Raw genomic sequence first — 17,716 nt, 5'->3', positions numbered from 1 at the left:
AGAACGCATCTTCGAGCAAGGATTTACGACTAAATCTGTGGGTAAAGGAACGGGGCAATTAAAATGCCTAAATCCACTAATCCTTCTGCCATGGCCAAGGCTCCCTCTAAGTGGATTTCCTCGTATTCTTGACCGGGTTTGACTTGAGCAATACAGCGATCGTGGGCAGCTAAAACAACCTCATAAATTGCCCGTTGAGTGGGAGAAAATTGCCCATTCACCGGCCAAGTGCGGGTAATATCCGATGCCCATCCCCCCAGAGTTTCGGCTCCTGCGTCTACGAGCAATAAATCTCCAGGGGTTAAGGGATGAGGAGAGCGATCGTGATGTAGAATTTCCCCATGAACCGTGACAATACTTGAATAGGCTGGAGTCATTTCATGGGCAATAAATACGCTTTCAATGAGCGATCGCACCTGAGCCTCTGTACTAGCCTTTGTTGTCCCCTTCATCCCGGCTAAGTGCGCTTCGACACTCACCGCGACGGCTTGCCGAATTTCTGATAAAGCCGGTTCGTCATGGCACAGACGCAACTCAACCACTGCCTTAGCTAACTCTAAATCTTGACCCTCCAGAGGAGATACAGAACGACCCAAACATTGGGCTTGTTGCTGGCGAGTTGCCCAATCTTGCACCGGTAGCGTTGCGGCATCTTCGGCTCTCTCAGCTAAAGCAGCTAACGGATAATGGGCATCAGCACCCATTTGTTCTGCCCATTGAGCCGCAGTCGGTTCCGGGCCGTGCCATAATACCGAACCTGGGGCAGGATCGTCCACAAATAATTCTAGCTTGCCTCGATCTAAACGAATCGCTGCGCGGGGAATGGAGAGACCAGCAAAATAGAGGAAATGACTATTGGCGCGAAAGGGATAAACATTCGCTGGAAAATTGCGGGGACTCGATTGACCCGACCAGAGGACAACCGGAAAATCAATGTGTTGAGAGAGGTTAGAGCGGCGCGATAATGCCAAAATCATATCTCGAAAGTAGACAAGGGACAACGGACAATAGACAATGGGCAATGGAAAATAAAAGCCAACTATAACATTTTCCCATTGATCAAAGGGTTGCCCCTCATCCCCCTGTCCCTTTCTCCCGCAGAAGAGGGATTTAGGGAGAGGGCAAGATCGGGTTACTCCCTTATCCTCCCATAGCCTAAACCTCTCATGAGTACGCTGCTTAAACAAGTGCGGGCGATCGATCCCATCGCCCAAACCGACCAGATTCAAGATGTATGGTTAGATGATGGCAAACTTAAAGCCATAGGTGAGTCTATCGATCTCTATCCCCCAGAAACTGAAGTGCATGATGGCCAAGGACTGATCGTCGCACCGGGATTGGTCGATCTATATAGTCAAAGTGGGGAACCGGGGTTTGAAGAGCGGGAAACCTTGGAGTCTTTAGTTTGTGCAGCTAGAGCCGGGGGATTTATTCGAGTGGGTGTATTGCCAACGACTGACCCACCCATCGATAACCCAGCAACGGTATCTCTGCTGAAAGGGAAAGCGCCTCAGTCTCTGGGGGTGCAACTCTCCTTTTGGGGGGCGCTTACCCAAGGAGTGAAAGGGCAACAGATGAATGAGTTGGCGGAGTTAGCCAGTGTGGGTGTGGTGGGGTTTAGTGATGGCCTAGCGATCGCCAATTTACTCCTCTTACGACGATTATTAGAATATGCCGGGCCCTTAGGAAAACCGGTAGCCATCTGGCCATTGGCAGTAGATTTAGCCACCAATGGGGTAATGCGCGAAGGCCTGATGTCTACCCAGTTAGGCTTACCCGGAATTCCCGCCGCCGCCGAAACCGCAGCATTGGCGGCACTTCTAGAATTGGTCGCCCAAACCCAAACCCACGTCCATGTAATGCGAGTGTCTACTGCACGGTCTGTACAGTTGATTCAAGAAGCAAAGGAGGGAGGACTTCCGGTCACTGCAAGTACCAGTTGGATGCATTTATTATTGGATACGGAGGCCATTTCTTCCCATCACCACGGCGATCGCCGTTCATCTGGCCAGGGAATGGAGTCGATGTATAATTTTGCTCCCTACGATCCCAGTTTCCGCTTAACGGCTCCTTTGGGCAATCCTGAAGATCGAGAAGCCTTGATTGGGGGGGTGAGCCAAGGTGCGATCGATGCGATCGCCATTGACCATACGCCCTATACTTATGAAGAAAAAACAGTCGGCTTTGAAACGGCTCCGGCAGGGGCGATCGGCTTAGAATTAGCTCTACCCCTACTCTGGCAAGGATTAGTAGAAACGGGAGAACTCTCAGCTGTCCAATTATGGCGCAGCTTAAGTACCCATCCAGCTTTATGCTTACATCAAACGCCACCAAGTTTCGAGGTGGGGCAACCCGCAGAGTTGATTGTATTCGACCCTCAAGTATCTTGGACTCCAGATAACACGACTCTGACATCCCTCGCAGGGAATACACCTTGGTTGCATCATACTTTACAGGGTCGGGTGATTCACCGATTTGATATGAATCCCTCTTCTGTAACTCTTGGAAAGTCAAATAAGTTTCCCTCATTACAGCCGGCGATCGCCAATCAAACCCTAGGCCGTTAACCTTAAAATTGAGATCAAACCGTTCACTGAGCGAACCCGTTACACTTTTGGAAACAATACTGCCAAATCCCAGTCCTACAGGCTAGGCTGATACTTAAGCTTTAAATTAGGGATTATGGGAAAAGAACTGGCAATCTGTACCTCTGGACTGACCAAGCAATTTGATCGTCATATTGCAGTCAACGACTTAGATTTAGAAGTCGGACGTGGTGAAGTCTATGGTTTGATTGGCCCCAACGGTGCAGGGAAAACGACCTTAATTCGTATGTTGGCAGCGGCTGAAGAGCCAACAACAGGTGAGATTTATATTAATGGCGATCGCCTCCTCAGAGACCATTCTAACCCCAGCCTAAAACGGCGTATTGGTTATCTACCGGACGATTTCCCGGTTTATGACGATCTAACAGTTTGGGATTATTTAGACTATTTTGCCCGCTTATATCAACTCAAAGACCCGCGCCGTCGGCAACGCCTCTATGATGTGCTAGAACTGGTACAACTGGGCAATAAACGTAATAGTCAGATTTCCACCCTCTCGCGGGGGATGAAACAGCGACTTTCCCTAGCCCGAACCATTATCCATGAACCTATTGTTTTATTGCTTGATGAACCGGTTTCGGGATTAGACCCCATTGCGCGGATGCAGTTTCGGGAAATTATTAAAGTTCTCCAAGAAGCGGGAATGACAGTTTTAATTTCTTCCCATGTCCTCAGTGACTTGGCAGAACTCTGCACGTCTGTGGGAATCATGGAATTGGGCTATTTAGTGGAAAGTACAACCCTAAAGGATTTGTATCAACGGCTAAGTCGTCAACAAATCTCGATCGCAACCCTAGGATCTCAAGATGCACTGATTACAGAACTTAAACAATTTTCCCAAGTGGATGGATGGGAAACTCTCTCATCCGGTCATTTGCGGGTCAACTTTAACGGAACCCCAGAAGAGAGCGCCGAGTTATTGCGATCGCTCGTGAGCGCGAATTTACCGGTAACTGAGTTTTACGCCACTCAGGAAGACTTAGAAACCATCTTCCTGAAACTGGGTCATAAACAAGCATCTTAATCTAAGGACGAACATCTGTAATTGGATATGCAGATATCTATTATGTTCACAGATCTAACCTTGTGCCCCCTATAAAGGATATATGACGATGAGACTAGATTTAATGAATACAATTGGGGAGATCAACCCCCAATTATTCCGAGAACTCAAAGGCCGGTTTAAGACTCGGAACATCATGGTTGCCGGTGGTATGTCTTTATTTACCCAAATCTTGGTACTCTTTGGCTTCCTTAATGAATTACCCAATCGCTATAGCGAATATCACCGCTATTGTACCGGAGGCAATGCCGAATACTATTATCACCAGTTACGTTGTTTAATGGATCGGTTCGGCAATCCTGAAGTTAACTGGCAACTTTGGTGGTCAGATCTCTTTGTCTGGTTAACTATGGTTGGTTTGTTTGCCCTCTTGGTAGGGGGAACCTATTTAATTATTAGTGACCTTGACCGAGAAGAGCGCAAGGGAACCCTCAATTTTATTCGCCTGAGTCCCCAGTCTACCCAACAAATTTTGATGGGTAAACTGCTCGGAGCGCCCAGCTTACTCTATTTTGGTTGTTTCCTGGCTTTTCCCCTCCATCTGTGGGCAGCGATAAATCTAGATATGCCCCTAGGATTACTTGCTCTCTATTATGGAGTGCTATTGGCTTGTAGTGCCTTCTTTTTCAGTGGTTCCATTCTCTTCGGTTTGGTCAGTCATTGGATGGGTGGCTTCCAAGCTTGGTTAGGCGGTGCTTTGGTTACAGCATTTCTGTTTTTCACATCCCTGATGCGCGTCGAAGATGCGCCCATTGATGTCCTGAAACTGGTTTCGCCTTCTAGCTTAATTCCCTATCTCATTGAGAAAAAATGGTTGGATCATATTCAGCTCTTTAATTACGATTTAATCGATTTGCTGGATCATTCGATGGACTGGCATTGGTTTATTCTGCCTATTGGTCAGACCGTGGTGACCTTAAGTATAGCCATGGTGGTGACTTGCGGGGTATGGATAACCTGGAATTGGCTGGTAATCGATCGCTGCTTCCGCAATCCCAATAAGACTTTAATCAGCAAACAACAGTCCTTTTGGTTAACCGGATGCTTCAGCGTCTTTACTCTGGGTTTAGCTCCCCATGGACATGAGTTTGAAAATCTCTATTGTTTGCTGGTTTTCAACCTAATTTTCTTTGCGGGATTAATGGCCGCTTTATCTCCTCAAAGACAGGTGTGTGTCGATTGGGCACGGTATCGCCATATGTCGGAAACTCGGCATCAGGGGCTATTTCAAGACCTGATATCTGGAGATAAAAGTCCAGCTCTATTAGCGATCGCCTTAAATTTAGTCGAAGCTCAATTGATTATCCTACCCTGGATTTTAATGTGGCCCGGAGATGAGGGCAATGTTATCCATGGGATCTTCAACCTGTTATTGAGCTTTTCTGTCCTGCTCGTTTATGCCAGTGTTGCCCAACTGATGATGATGATGAAATCCAAGAAAAGCGGAATTTGGGCAACCGCAGCGATCGGTGGGTCTATTACTTTACCTCCACTTCTATTCCTGGTTCTGTCTGCCGAGCCTCACAATATACCCCTTGTGTGGATGTTTACTATCTTTCCCTGGGAAGCCCTCAACCATGCATCAGCCGTGACCGTCATGGTCTCCGTGTTAACCCAATGGGCAGTTGTCGGTTTAGTTAGCACCCAATATTCGCGGCAACTGCGACAAGCGGGGGTTTCGGCCTCTAAAGCCTTGGGTCATGCTTAATCGGCGATCGAGAAGAATGAATTAAAGCAGTTTCTGATTTTAAATTCCCCTAGCCCTTTGATCTGGGCAGGGGTTTTTGGTTATCCTGTAGGGGCGGGTTATACCCAAATATAGAATACCCACAAATCAATTCTCTATTCATGTCCGCGAAGCGGAAACCCGCCCCCACCCCACCAACTCACCCATACAAATCCATTTTTAATTTTTAATTGGTTATCCTGTAGGGGCAGGTGAGACAGCAATGGTATTCAATTTCTACAACTTTTGCCCTGCCGACGTTACAATAGTCTCGACACACCCAACCCATCCCAAACAGCTATGGCCCATCCATCCATAACCGAGCAACTTCATCCCCTAGAAACCAGAGTCGCCACCTTAGAACAAGAACTCACCGCAATCAAACAAACCTTATCCCAAATCACAGCCCCAAACCCCCCGCACCTCGAACAAGAATGGGAAAGATTTGCTGGTATATTTAGAGATGACCCTGACTTTGAAGTGATTATGGACTCCATTCATGCCGAACGCAATTCAGAAGATAACTCAGAAGTCGATCCCTCCTATTACCAGTAGGAGCAACTCAAAGTGTCTCCATATATTCTAGATACGGACTGTGTTTCCTTAATTCTCTACAACCATCCCCAACTAACAGCCAACACAGACAAAAACCAGATAGCGGTTACCATTATTACTGTCCAAGAACTCTTCAACGGTTGGGTCGGGAGAATCAACGACCCCTCACAGATCAATAATCTGCCAGCATTATATGCCAAACTCTCCATGACCCTAAATTTCTTAAAAACTCTGGAAATTCTTGACTTTACACCCGAAGCTGACCAGTGTTTAAAACAACTCTTAAAAGACAACCCTCCATTACGCAAAAATCGGCTGCAAAAAGATATGCGGATTGCAGCTATTGCCCTATCGACAGGTGCTAGAGTTGTCACCCGCAACCAACGGGATTTCCAGCAGGTTCCCGGACTAACAATAGAAGATTGGACAGCCGGTAAGGTGGGCAGGTGAGGTAGCAATGGTATTCAACTTCTATGACTTTTGTCCTGCCCACCCTACGATAGATTGGTTTAAACATCATCCTTATTGCCTATTGCCTATTCCCCAAACTTCGCATTGTATCAAATCCTTAAATGTTTGCATTAATTGATCCTTGAGGGGCAAAGGGCTTCAGCCCCTTGTTCCGTACATGTATATAGGGAAATGATATTACTTGAATTCGCCTTAATAATCCTGGTATCGCTACTCTTCTATTATCTGTTTATACAGATCAAAATGCCGGGATTATTGGGATTAGTCACTACCGGATTAATCATTGGCCCCAGTTTTCTCGATTGGGTAAGCGATCCTGTTTTAGCGCTCTTGAAAGAATTCAAAACAGTCGCGTTAATTGTGATTTTGATTCGTGCTGGTTTGGGCATTAATCGCGCTACCTTAAATACCATTGGTGGGCCAGCCATTCGCCTCAGTTGTATTCCCGGAATTATTGAGGGCAGCGTGATTTTACTGCTATCCCATTTTCTCTTACATTTAACCTGGATTGAAGGGGGAATGCTGGGGTTTATTGTAGCAGCCGTTTCCCCAGCCGTGGTTGTGCCATCCATGCTCGAACTTAAGGATGCGGGTTGGGGAAAACACAAAGAAGTGCCGACTTTAGTATTAGCTGGTGCATCGGTGGATGATGTATTTGCTATTACTATTTTTGGTGTTTTTGTTGGTTTAGCGACGGGTGAATCGTTAAATGTAACCCATGTATTGGTGAGTGTTCCCCTGGGAATTTTCGTGGGTGCAGCCATTGGGGCGGGGATTGGGTTTGGCTTGGTATGGTTCTTTAAGCGCTATCATATCCGGGATACCAAAAAAGTAATTATATTTACGATGATTGCGGTGCTCTTTTATGAGTTTACCGAAGTCGATGCGGTGAAAAACCTCATTCCGATCGCCGGTTTATTAGGAATTATGGCGATCGGGTTTATCATTCTGGAAAAATATGATACTCTTGCCCATCGACTGGCGGCAAAATTTGGTAAAGTGTGGGTGTTAGCGGAAATCCTGTTATTTGTCTATATTGGCACACAAGTAGACCTGAATCAAATCAGTGTGGAAGTATTGGGGATTGGCTTGTTGATTCTGTTTTTGGGCTTACTCGCTCGCAGTGTGGGGGTATGGCTTTCCTTACTCAAGTGCCATTTGAACCGTAAAGAAAAGCTCTTTTGCATCATTGCCTATTGGCCCAAAGCAACAGTACAAGCAGCCATTGGTGCAGTGCCCCTGAGTTTATTTTATGACGGTAAAATGACCTCAATGACAGAAGTAACAGGACAAACCATTTTAGCGATCGCCGTTTTGAGTATAATTGTAACTGCCCCCCTAGGGGCGATCGGCATTCAGTGGAGCGGGCCAAAACTTCTGAGCAAACCGTAATCTAGCGGCAATAGGAAATATGAAGTTCCCATTAAACAAGGGGCTTAGAGCCAATTGCCTCTCAAGGATCAATTCGTGGCAAGATTAAATAGAAATGATATTAGGACATTTCCTATTATCTATTGCCTATTGCCTATTGCCTATTGCCTATTCCCGTATCCAGGACATCAGGCTCGGCTCCCAAGAAGCTAATTCTTCTTCCTTAAACCATAGGTTAATTTCATTTTGAGCCGTTTCGATAGCATCTGAACCATGAATCAGATTTCGGCCAACATCGACCCCAAAATCGCCCCGAATGGTTCCGGGTTCTGCATTTAAAGGATTTGTTGCACCGATGATCTTCCGTGCTGATGCAACAACTCCGTCCCCTTCCCAGATCATGGCGACTACTGGGCCAGATGTAATAAACTCGATTAAACCACTGAAAAAGGGCCGTTCCTTATGCACAGCATAATGCTGCTCGGCTAGTTCCCGACTGACATTCATCAACTTTAAGCCTACTAACGTAAAGCCTTTGCTTTCCAGGCGACTGATGATGTTACCCACTAATCCTCGTTGTACACCATCGGGTTTAATGGCTAGAAAAGTACGTTCCAAAGCGATCTCCTTTTTAGATAAGCGCCTCCAATTATCTCATTAAACCCAAAATATAAGAGACCGTTTATAAAACAAAAATTAAGATGGTTGAGAAATTGTTCGCGATCCCTATACAATTGGTTTGATATTGGTTGGACTTCCAGAAAGCGAGTCAGAGCGATTTCAGTTTATGTGAGAATCAAAAATGAGAAGATTCATATTGAAGAAGACTGGACGGAGGAAGGTATTGCGACTGAGTTATTGAGGGAAGGAGTGCCGAAAGAAGATATTGTGTTGGCGTTTTATTCTCCGGAGAAGCGGAAGTATACGGAATTTGCGATCGCCTGATGAGGTGGAGTGGGGAGAGAGCTATCGCTGGGTCTGGAGGGGCGATCGCCTTTGCTATAATGCCTGTATCCTCACTCACACATAGGAGGAAAATGGCAGCCAAATACACTTACCACAATACCGTCAAAAATGCTTTAATTAAGGAGGGTTAGACGATTGTTGCCGATCCTTATCCTCTTGAATATGAAGATGTTGAGCTTTATCCCGACTTAGCTATAGGAAATGAACAAAGGCAACGCAAAATAATTATTGAAATTAAAAGTTTCATAAGTCGATCCTTAATCAAAGACTTTAAAAATGCTTTAGGGTAATATATTTTTTATCGAAATATGATTCAATTAGCTCAAGATGAATATCAAGAAATTTACTTGGCAGTGAACGATGAAAATCATCAAACATTCTTTCAAAGAAAATCTATTCAAGGGGCAGTTAAGTTAAATCACGTTTCTTTATTAGTTGTCAATATAACAAATGAGTAAGTTATACAATGGATAAACTGAGAAAATATGGCGACCCGATCAAACCAATACTAACTGAATACAATGAACTGGCGAATCGCTCCAAGAAAAAGAAATATAAAACTTGTTTAATCTTCGATGAAAATCGAGGCCACTATCTATGGATGTCAATAGATTGTGTCAATGAACAAAGAATTAATAATACTCACGTTCATGTACGAATAACCAACGACAAAACCTATATAGAGGAAGATTGGACAGAGGAAGGTATTGCGACTGAGTTATTGAGTGAGGAAGTACCGAAAGAAGACATCGTACTGGCGTTTCATTCCCCTGAAACTCGGAAGTTTACAGAATTTGCGATCGTCTAAACCTTGATACTCCCTGGGATAGGGATAATGAGGAGGAGGGTGTGGGGAAGATCTCCTTTGCTATAATACCAGTATCCTCAACTCACACATAGGAGGAAAATGCCAGCCAAAGACACTTATCATGAAAGCTTTAAGAGTGCCTTGATTAAAGATGGTTGGGAAATTGTTCGCGATCCTTATACTATTAGATATGAAGGACTTACTCTATTTGCCGATCTGGCCGGTAAAAAGCTATTTTCTGTACAGAAAGAAGATACAAACATTGTCGTCGAGATTAAAAGCTTTTTAAGTCTCTCTGCTATTCATGAATTTCAATGTGCTTTAGGACAATACATTTTATATCGAACCCTATTATCCCAAATTCGTCCAACTGACCGTATCTACCTAGCGATTGAAAAAAGGATTTATGAAACGTTTTTTCAACAAAAAGGTATTGATTTGGTTATTGAAGAATACAAAATCTTGTTGATTGTTATCGATCTTGCTTATGAGGAGATTGTCCAATGGATAAACTAGAAAAACATCGCTTCCTAGTCAAGAAAATCTTAACTGAATACGATCGCATTGCGAGCCAAACCCCTAACTTGGAGGGAATAGATACAATATTATCCTTTGATGAAGAAAGGGATCAATATCTTTGGTTTGATATTGGTTGGACTTCCAGAAAGCGAGTCAGAGCGATTTCAGTTTATGTGAGAATCAAAAATGAGAAAATCTATATCGAAGAAGACTGGACGGAGGAAGGTATTGCGACTGAGTTATTGAGAGAAGGAGTACCGAAAGAAGACATTGTGCTAGCGTTTCATTCTCCGGAAACTCGGAAGTTTATGGACTTTGCGATCTCCTAAACCCTGATACTCCCTGGGATAAGGAGAATGGAGAGGGGGGTTTGGGGGCGATCGCCTTTGATATAATAGCACTATCACCTACTCAGACATAAGCCGACATAAGCCCAAGATGCCAGAAAAAGATATTTATAGCGCTTCGCGCGGCAGAAGGGTAATAGGTAATGGGTAATGGGAAAACCATTTTTCACGCTATAATGCTCATTTTTAAGATATCAATTAGGAGCGAAATTAAAAACGCCTCCACCTTACAGTATAAAGAATAATAAAGAAGCCGAAGAAACGTTTTAGAATAATGAATGGGATCGCTAAAATCAACTTAAACGCTGTTTAGAAATCAAAATAAATATAGGGTAGTGCCCCTTGGGGAGCGAGTAACCACACTAAATATAAACTGACGGGAATTAAGACTAACTTGATGGGCCAATTGAGCTGTAAATTCAAGCGTCGCTGCAATAAAAACAGAAGCGTCATGAGACCGACTAGAGCGAATAAGATCCAGGTGAATTGTAGGCGATCGATCCCCAGAGTATCAAGATAAATTTTCTGGGTAAATTGGGGGTCGGCCTGTTTGCTAAATAAATGGGAAATGGCAAACCAAGAGTCTTTTAAGTTGGGGAGACGGAAAAATATCCAGGCGGTAAATACCATGAATTGGGTTATTGCCCAAGCCAATAGTGTGCCCAGTAAACTTTGCCAAAATGCTTTTAAGGCATGACTTTGCTTGGATAAACTATCCATTAAACGATGGAAAACAAGGGCTAATCCATGATAAATACCCCAAACAATAAAGCCCCAAGCTGCACCATGCCAAATTCCAGCAATGAACATGATAATTAGCAAATTGAAACAAGTTCTGAATAATCCTAAACGGGAGCCTCCCAAGGGAAAATAAAGATAGTTTCTCAGCCAATTTCCTAGGGTCATGTGCCAGCGTCGCCAAAAGTCGGCAATGCTGGTGGTAAAATAGGGGTCTTCAAAGTTTTCTGGTAAAGTTAAGCCGAGTAAAATGGCACTGCCACGCACAATATCGACATAGCCACTAAAGTCTAAAAAGAGTTGTAGTCCATAGGCAAGGGTGGCTAACCATAAATCCCAACTTCCGGCACGGACGAGGTGGGTAAAACTCAGGTCTACAATCATGCCCAAACGGTCAGCAACCAGGGCTTTTTTCGTGGCTCCTAATGCAATCAGCCATACCCCTTCTGTAAACATTTCGATCGATGGAAATTGAGGCGTTCTCAGTTGGGTGGTGAGTTGCTGATACAGGGTAATGGGGCCGGAAATTAGCTTGGGAAAAAAGAGTTTATAAGCAGCAAACTTGGTAAAACTTTTAGCAGCAGGTGCGCCACGATAAACATCAACTAAATAGGCGATCGCCTCAAAACAGAAGAAACTCAGTCCCAAGGGAGCGATTACATTGTCACTCACCCAGTCCGCAGAAGCCGTAGCAGTGGGGATTTGCCAGATCTCGCCGACGGAACCGAGGACAAAGGGAATGTACTTAAAGCCGAATAACAGAAAGACATTTAAGACGATTCCAACGACGAGAATAAAAAAGCGCCGCTGATTCCAACCCGCTTGGGCGAACTGCCATTCTTGGTTAGATAACTGCCAATCTTGACCGTGGGAACCTTGGACGGAATCGGGAACTAGGACTTTGGCTAAACTATAGTTAACCCAAGTCATGGCTAAAAGCAGCGGCAGATATTGGGGTTGCCAAGAGGCGTAAAAGATTAATGAGGCGATCGCCAGTAACAGAAACCGCGTTTTCCCGGATTGACTTGACCAATAGAGGATGCAGACGCTGAATAAAAATACACCATAGAGGAGGGACGTGAAGCTCATCGGTTATGGGTTGAGACAATGGAGAAATAGGTGGACACGGAAACAGGGAACATCATTAAAAGTTAAAATTATAGATATTCAACATCATAAATGCTTAATCTATAAACATCAATTAAATTCCCCGTAGGGGCGGGTTATACCCAAATCTAGAACACCCACCCATCAACCCTCAAAACCCGCCCCCACCCCACTTGTACCCTCAAAAAGTAATTCAAGAAATCACCCAGTATAATATTCTAAAAAATCCTTAACGGTCAAAATTAGAATTTGCTGATATTCTAATAAAACCAATAAATCTTTATCACCAGTAATAATGATATCCGCTTCCGCAGCTAGGGCCGTGGCTAAAACTACGCGATCATCTCTATCGCGCAATTCGGGGACATCTAATTCTGAAATAGAATAAACCGTGACTAATTCTTCTGTTCCTCTCAGGAGTTCTTCTGGGGTAAACTCTAGAGATTGAATTTTCTGTTGCAGTTTCTCATAACTGAAAGTCATCTTTAGTTCTGCTAACAACGCAGGAGAACTACAAATATGAATCTGCTGATTTCTTGCCAAAGCAATCAGTTGACCGGGTAAACCACGCCATAGCCAAGCAGAAACCCAAACATTGGTATCTAGAACCACCTTCATCAAGCTTTTCTATTTTGGCGGACTTCGCGCACAATCTCGCAAATTTCTTCTATACTCAGTTTCTCCGAATCATCTGCTTGTGTTTCGAGGTTTGCTTCCCATTTTTGCCAATCAAATGCAGGGGATTGGATTGATTTAGCTTTGGTTAAAGTAATTGCTTCTTCGCTAATGGAGACTAAGTATTGTTCCCCGGGATTGAGTCGGGCTTGCACTTCTGGCGGTAGTTCCAGCGTTTTTTCTGGTGTGACGGTAATGGTAAGGGTTTGAGCGTTTTCCATTGTCCTGATTGGGGGCAATTTGATCTCGAATTGAGTCTAGCTTTTCCTGATGGTTAGACGCAGTGAATAAACTGATTCAATTTTATCACACATCGCTAATCCTATCCCCAAAAACCCGCCCCCACCCCTGTCTAGAAACCCGGTTTCTTCAAGAAACCGGGTTTCTGGTCTTCGGCGGAAGAAAAGAAAAAAGTAAAGAAGTGTAAAGGAAAAAAGGAATAAAGAGAAAAGGGCTAGGTCGTCATCGCCAAGGGACACACCACGCGAAAACCGTAGAGCCTGCGCCTAGAGTCCGCCGCAGCCGAGACACGATACCGAGAGCGACAATAAGCAGAATGGTTGAGCCAAGAACCCCCGCGAAGCAGCCGGTTTTTATTACTATTTCCTTCATCACTATTTGACCATATACTTCCATCGTTAGGTGCGTTTGTATAGTTGCCATGCCACTCATCCGCGCACCATTCCCAAACATTGCCACTCATATCACAAATCCCCAACTCATTCGCCTTTTTACCCCCCACAGGATGGGTTTTGTTGCCAGAATTACCCTCATACCAACCCACCTCATCCAGATTATTGCTTCCCGCATACTCATAATCCTGACTGCGGTTGCCCCCACGCGCCGCATACTCCCATTCTGCTTCACTCGGCAGCCGTACCGGTTGCTTAATGAGTTCTGAGAGCTTTTTACAAAACTCCTGAGCATCATCCCAACTCACGCACTCCACAGGACGGTTAGCACCTTCAACTTTAAAATGAGATGGATTAGTCCCCATCACCGCCTCATACTGAGCCTGAGTGATGGGATACTTACCCATGCGAAACTCTGGCACAGTTACCGCGTGAATGGGCTTTTCATTATCGTGTTTCGTACCTCCCATCTGGAAAGTCCCCCCCTCCACATACACCAACTCCAAAGTAAGGTTACTGAGCGAAGTCGAAGTAACCGGAATCGGAATATTCAGCGCTTTCCGTCGCTCCTCTTCCCGTCTCCTTTGCTCCGCTTTTGCCCGTTTCCTGGCTTCCTCTGCTTCCTTCGCCTTCCGGCGCTCATCGGTCCACCAGAGCTGCAACTCCTCCAACTTGCGAGCCGCCGTTTCCGCCCCCTGTTCTTTTGCCTCGCCATAATTCGCCAGCGCCATCTCGATATTATTCAACTGGCGGTAAACATCCCCCCGTGCCTCATGAAACTTCGCCTGATTCGGTTGCAGATTCACCGCCTTATCTAAATCTGTGATTGCCTTCTGGAGTTCTCCCAACCCCCGATAGGCTAAACCGCGCTGATAATAGGCAATGGCGCGAGGAGCCAGAGTAATCGTTTGCTCGAAATCATACCGCGCCCCCTCATAATCCTGCGCTTCCAGACGCTTCACCCCGCGACGATAGCAAGATTGGGCAATATCCAGTTGCCGCGAGTCTCCCACCACCGACAAACAGCGATTCAATTTCGCCACATACCCCTCATCGGCAATATTCAGGGCACTAGCTAGAGTCTCCAGAGGCTCACCGCTCGCCGGGAGCTGACGTTGAGAAAGCCAACGGTTAATAGAAACTTCCATCAACTGCTGCGTCGGGCTAGAATCCGGTAAATTCGAGAATGCCAAAGCCACATCCAACAGCAAACTCGGCACATCAAACCCCACTTCACCCGACGCTTCTATCAACGCTTGATAGTGAGTCAGCACAATCTCCAGAAGCGGTTGCACCTCATAGTCAGGCATCCCCTCAATAAACTCAGCCAGCAACTCCGGCATTTTCGGCGCAGCGCCATGACGCAGTAAATGATAGTCATCCAGCGCCATCCCTGCGGCGAGACAATGGAGTTGACTGAGATATTTCTTCAACCGCATAATACCCGAAGGCGTGGGGCGATATTCTAGTGCCACCTCCACATCCAGCGCCGCATATTTTTCCTCTTCCAGCAGTTGCATGAGGTTAAACTCATTGGACTCATTTTCCTTAGAACCACCAATCGCTCGTTTAACCTCCAAACCCCCTTCAATCAGTTTCTGTTTCTTCTCTTCCCACTCCCGCGCCAACTCTCGCTGCACGTCATACATAAATTCCTTGTGGGAAAACTGGAATAAAATCGATTCCTTCTGCCAGTCCAATTGTCCCGCATCCCAGGAAAACAGAGAAAAATTGAGCAAATCTCCCGCAACTTTCGACTCTAAAATAATCGTCGGTACAGCCGCAAACAGATAATGCAACGACAGCACCGCCGCCCCATCTTTCATCCGGTTGGTGTCCCAGAGTCCCGCAATCGGTTTCGCCGGGCGTTCCGAGTCTCGTTCCGGATAATGGCTTTCCAGAAAACGACTTAATTCTCCCTCAATATCATTCGCCATTCTCGGCAGTCCAGAACCCGCATTCGGATAGCGGTCAAATTCCACATCTGGAGGCGAAACTACCACCAAAGGTGGAATTGGCAACCGGTCTCGATATTGCTCATAATATTGCATCAGGGGTTTGGGCGGAGTCCGCCAAGGTTGGTTATCTAAAATGCGCCGCTCTTCATCCGTATCTCGATTAATTTTAGCCGTCAAGAACGCCATAAACAGGCTGAATTCCTGCTGGCTTTTTTGCAATTCCCGTTGCAGTTGTTGCCGTTGCGCTTCTAGCCAGCGTTCATGTTCAATGCGGGAAGCTAACCTGCGGTTTTCGGAGTCCTGAATATATCGAGTCAGAGCTTCTTGATGTTCCCTGGAGAGTTCGGCTTGTTTTCTTTGAAAGTCTCGCGATAATGCGGCTTGCTCCGCTTCATGTTCGCGCCGTTGCTCTTGCAGCACATATTGCAATTTCAAGCCTTCCAATTGGATTTTTTGTTGCTGTTCAGCAATCTCCCGTTGATTGGCAGCCATAATTTCAGTATTTTCTGTTCGGTTATCGATTATGGCTTTAGTGGGAAAGACAACAGATTTAGCCCAATTTCCAAATTTTTGCAATAATCCTTGTTTTCCAGGTAGTGATTTCATGATGATTTCCTCCGATAGTTTTGTCGGGTGCGTTAATGAAATGTAATATCAAATCTATTTATTTACGCTACAGATATCTGTAGGGGCGGGTTATACCTAAATTTTGTAGACTGACAACTATTTTTGTAAACCCGCCCTCCCCCACCATGTCTCTACAGTACACAGAAAGTAGCAACCATTTAAGCATTTGATATAACGCACCATTTTTCGTGGTTTTCCGAGAGGGTGGGGGCGGGTTTAGGGAGGTTTTGGGTGAGATTTCTAGATTTGGGTATAACCCGCCCCTACGGTGGATTGTTTTTTATTTTTACTTATTTTGCTTGTAGATTAACAAGGCGGCATCTTTCCAGGTTTGGGCATAGCCTAAATCTTGTCCATTAGCGGTGTAGGCATGATGGTTATTGCAATTCCAATTCCCGGCAACATTGCCATTATTCCAATAGAAACTGTTGCCTTTATACGTGCCAACTTTACTGCCATCAAGCGAAACTCTATGGTCATAATCCCAGTAGGTAATCTTGCAGCCAAAGGTCATGGATTCAGTGTTTCCTAAATGGCTGGTAAACCAAGAGGGTTGATTGTGCATTTCTGTAGATGCCATGTAATCATGACTGGCATCCATGGCGACTTGAAATTGCTCGACGGGAATTTCTACACCGCGCCCTTCGGGTGAAGTGGAATCATTGACAATGACATGGGTCGGTTGCAAGGTTTGCGGGTCAATTTCTACGCCAATCACTTGTACAATATGGTCGGCGGGTTGTCCTGCGAGTAAATGGGGGTCAATGATTTCTGGCAACCATTCGACGGTGGAACTAACCCCAACAAAAACCTCTTCACCCTGGCTTAATTTGGTGCTGATTTCGGTTAAATTTGCCCCCACATGGCTCTCGACAGGAACGTGAGCTTGATCTGCCAAAAGTTTGCCAAAGTCCTCACTATGGGTTCCATGAGCGGAGTCGTACCAACCCTGCTGTTCGGCATAGTGGCTCAGTTGAGCTTCTGAGTAGTGGTGGTGGGTGAGGTGCTCGATCGCCGATTGCTGCGCGGCAATTCCACAACTATAATCAGTTTGCTGCTCGTGCCAGTCGTTCATTTCTTCGGCTGGATGTCCGACAACCAAGGACTGGTCTCGATTGGGGTCATAATGGTCATGGTTCCAACGATCGGTTTGCTTGTCATAGGTGCTATAGGTGTCTGGATCGCTCCTGGATGTAGGATCGCTGTGCAAGCTGGTGGTGCTATAGTCCCAACTGTGGGGTTGCCACTGGTGGGGATAGGGTTCGGGTTCCGGTAGGCTGGTATCCGGTAGGGTGGAATTGAAGTCTGGATTGTAATCTGGAGTGGTGTCGTAATGGGTATCGAGTTGTGAAGATTGGCTACTGTCGTCGGGGTAAGTGTTCATGGTGGGTAATTTAGGGAATAGGGAATGGGGAAATATCTATACGCCGATCTTAATGGCTTGGGAAAGGAGGGCTGACTCATTTGGGCAAAATTTCCCTCAAAGGCTTACACTGTAAGGTATGGAGCTTGGGAAAAATCCATTGTTAATTATTCATTGTTAATTA

15 protein-coding genes and 3 pseudogenes are annotated in these 17,716 nt (G+C 45.4%); 11 read left to right on the top strand and 7 right to left on the bottom strand.

Annotated elements, in window-relative coordinates:
- Positions 1 to 59 precede the first annotated feature (59 nt).
- Positions 60 to 977: pseudogene (locus AC3A14_RS13470) on the bottom strand (aminopeptidase P family protein); the annotation flags it as partial.
- A gap of 189 nt (positions 978 to 1,166) precedes the next feature.
- Between AC3A14_RS13470 and AC3A14_RS13465 the strand changes: the two are divergent.
- The 6 genes from AC3A14_RS13465 to AC3A14_RS13440 all read left to right on the top strand — a co-directional run bounded on the left by AC3A14_RS13465 (position 1,167) and on the right by AC3A14_RS13440 (position 7,813).
- Positions 1,167 to 2,567, top strand: coding sequence for a dihydroorotase (locus AC3A14_RS13465; RefSeq protein ID WP_318733338.1), 1,401 nt, complete (start codon positions 1,167 to 1,169; stop codon positions 2,565 to 2,567).
- Between the two features lie 115 nt (positions 2,568 to 2,682).
- Entirely contained in the window at positions 2,683 to 3,630 is a 948-nt protein-coding gene (locus tag AC3A14_RS13460) for an ABC transporter ATP-binding protein (RefSeq protein WP_318698092.1), read from the top strand.
- A gap of 88 nt (positions 3,631 to 3,718) precedes the next feature.
- Positions 3,719 to 5,377: a hypothetical protein gene (locus AC3A14_RS13455; RefSeq protein ID WP_318733339.1), complete on the top strand. Its 1,659-nt coding sequence runs from the start codon at positions 3,719 to 3,721 to the stop codon at positions 5,375 to 5,377.
- Between the two features lie 318 nt (positions 5,378 to 5,695).
- On the top strand, positions 5,696 to 5,950 hold the full coding sequence (locus AC3A14_RS13450) for a hypothetical protein (RefSeq protein WP_318733340.1): 255 nt from the start codon (positions 5,696 to 5,698) through the stop codon (positions 5,948 to 5,950).
- Positions 5,951 to 5,962: 12 nt separating this feature from the next.
- Positions 5,963 to 6,400: a type II toxin-antitoxin system VapC family toxin gene (locus AC3A14_RS13445; RefSeq protein ID WP_318733341.1), complete on the top strand. Its 438-nt coding sequence runs from the start codon at positions 5,963 to 5,965 to the stop codon at positions 6,398 to 6,400.
- A 192-nt stretch (positions 6,401 to 6,592) separates the two neighbouring features.
- Positions 6,593 to 7,813, top strand: coding sequence for a cation:proton antiporter domain-containing protein (locus tag AC3A14_RS13440; protein ID WP_318733342.1), 1,221 nt, complete (start codon positions 6,593 to 6,595; stop codon positions 7,811 to 7,813).
- 147 nt (positions 7,814 to 7,960) lie between these two features.
- Here the strand turns inward: AC3A14_RS13440 and ndk are convergent, their stop codons facing one another.
- Positions 7,961 to 8,410, bottom strand: a complete 450-nt coding sequence (ndk, locus tag AC3A14_RS13435) for a nucleoside-diphosphate kinase (RefSeq protein WP_318733343.1) — start codon at positions 8,408 to 8,410, stop codon at positions 7,961 to 7,963.
- A gap of 102 nt (positions 8,411 to 8,512) precedes the next feature.
- On the opposite strand from ndk, the pseudogene AC3A14_RS13430 reads away from it, so the two are divergent.
- The 5 genes and pseudogenes from AC3A14_RS13430 to AC3A14_RS13410 all read left to right on the top strand — a co-directional run.
- A pseudogene (locus AC3A14_RS13430) lies at positions 8,513 to 8,737 on the top strand (element excision factor XisI family protein); the annotation flags it as partial.
- Positions 8,738 to 8,829: 92 nt separating this feature from the next.
- A pseudogene (locus tag AC3A14_RS13425) lies at positions 8,830 to 9,216 on the top strand (element excision factor XisH family protein).
- Between the two features lie 8 nt (positions 9,217 to 9,224).
- Positions 9,225 to 9,566, top strand: coding sequence for a XisI protein (locus AC3A14_RS13420; protein WP_318733345.1), 342 nt, complete (start codon positions 9,225 to 9,227; stop codon positions 9,564 to 9,566).
- A 99-nt stretch (positions 9,567 to 9,665) separates the two neighbouring features.
- On the top strand, positions 9,666 to 10,082 hold the full coding sequence (locus AC3A14_RS13415; protein ID WP_487779025.1) for an element excision factor XisH family protein: 417 nt from the start codon (positions 9,666 to 9,668) through the stop codon (positions 10,080 to 10,082).
- Entirely contained in the window at positions 10,070 to 10,414 is a 345-nt protein-coding gene (locus AC3A14_RS13410) for a XisI protein (protein ID WP_487779024.1), read from the top strand. The genes AC3A14_RS13415 and AC3A14_RS13410 overlap by 13 nt, the downstream gene beginning before the upstream one ends.
- A gap of 327 nt (positions 10,415 to 10,741) precedes the next feature.
- On the opposite strand, the gene AC3A14_RS13405 is transcribed toward AC3A14_RS13410, so the two are convergent.
- The 5 genes from AC3A14_RS13405 to AC3A14_RS13385 all read right to left on the bottom strand — a co-directional run bounded on the left by AC3A14_RS13405 (position 10,742) and on the right by AC3A14_RS13385 (position 17,553).
- Positions 10,742 to 12,259, bottom strand: a complete 1,518-nt coding sequence (locus tag AC3A14_RS13405) for an MBOAT family O-acyltransferase (RefSeq protein ID WP_318733205.1) — start codon at positions 12,257 to 12,259, stop codon at positions 10,742 to 10,744.
- Positions 12,260 to 12,478: 219 nt separating this feature from the next.
- A complete protein-coding gene (locus AC3A14_RS13400) occupies positions 12,479 to 12,895 on the bottom strand; it encodes a putative toxin-antitoxin system toxin component, PIN family (RefSeq protein WP_318733206.1) in 417 nt (138 codons plus the stop codon).
- Entirely contained in the window at positions 12,895 to 13,173 is a 279-nt protein-coding gene (locus AC3A14_RS13395) for a hypothetical protein (RefSeq protein ID WP_318698201.1), read from the bottom strand. The genes AC3A14_RS13400 and AC3A14_RS13395 overlap by 1 nt, the downstream gene beginning before the upstream one ends.
- 233 nt (positions 13,174 to 13,406) lie before the next feature.
- Entirely contained in the window at positions 13,407 to 16,148 is a 2,742-nt protein-coding gene (locus tag AC3A14_RS13390) for an SUMF1/EgtB/PvdO family nonheme iron enzyme (RefSeq protein WP_318733207.1), read from the bottom strand.
- Between the two features lie 307 nt (positions 16,149 to 16,455).
- Positions 16,456 to 17,553, bottom strand: coding sequence for a hypothetical protein (locus AC3A14_RS13385; protein WP_318733208.1), 1,098 nt, complete (start codon positions 17,551 to 17,553; stop codon positions 16,456 to 16,458).
- Positions 17,554 to 17,716 lie beyond the last annotated feature (163 nt).

It is taken from the genome of Roseofilum sp. (assembly GCF_982964205.1).
This window is presented reverse-complemented; position numbering and strand designations above follow the sequence as displayed.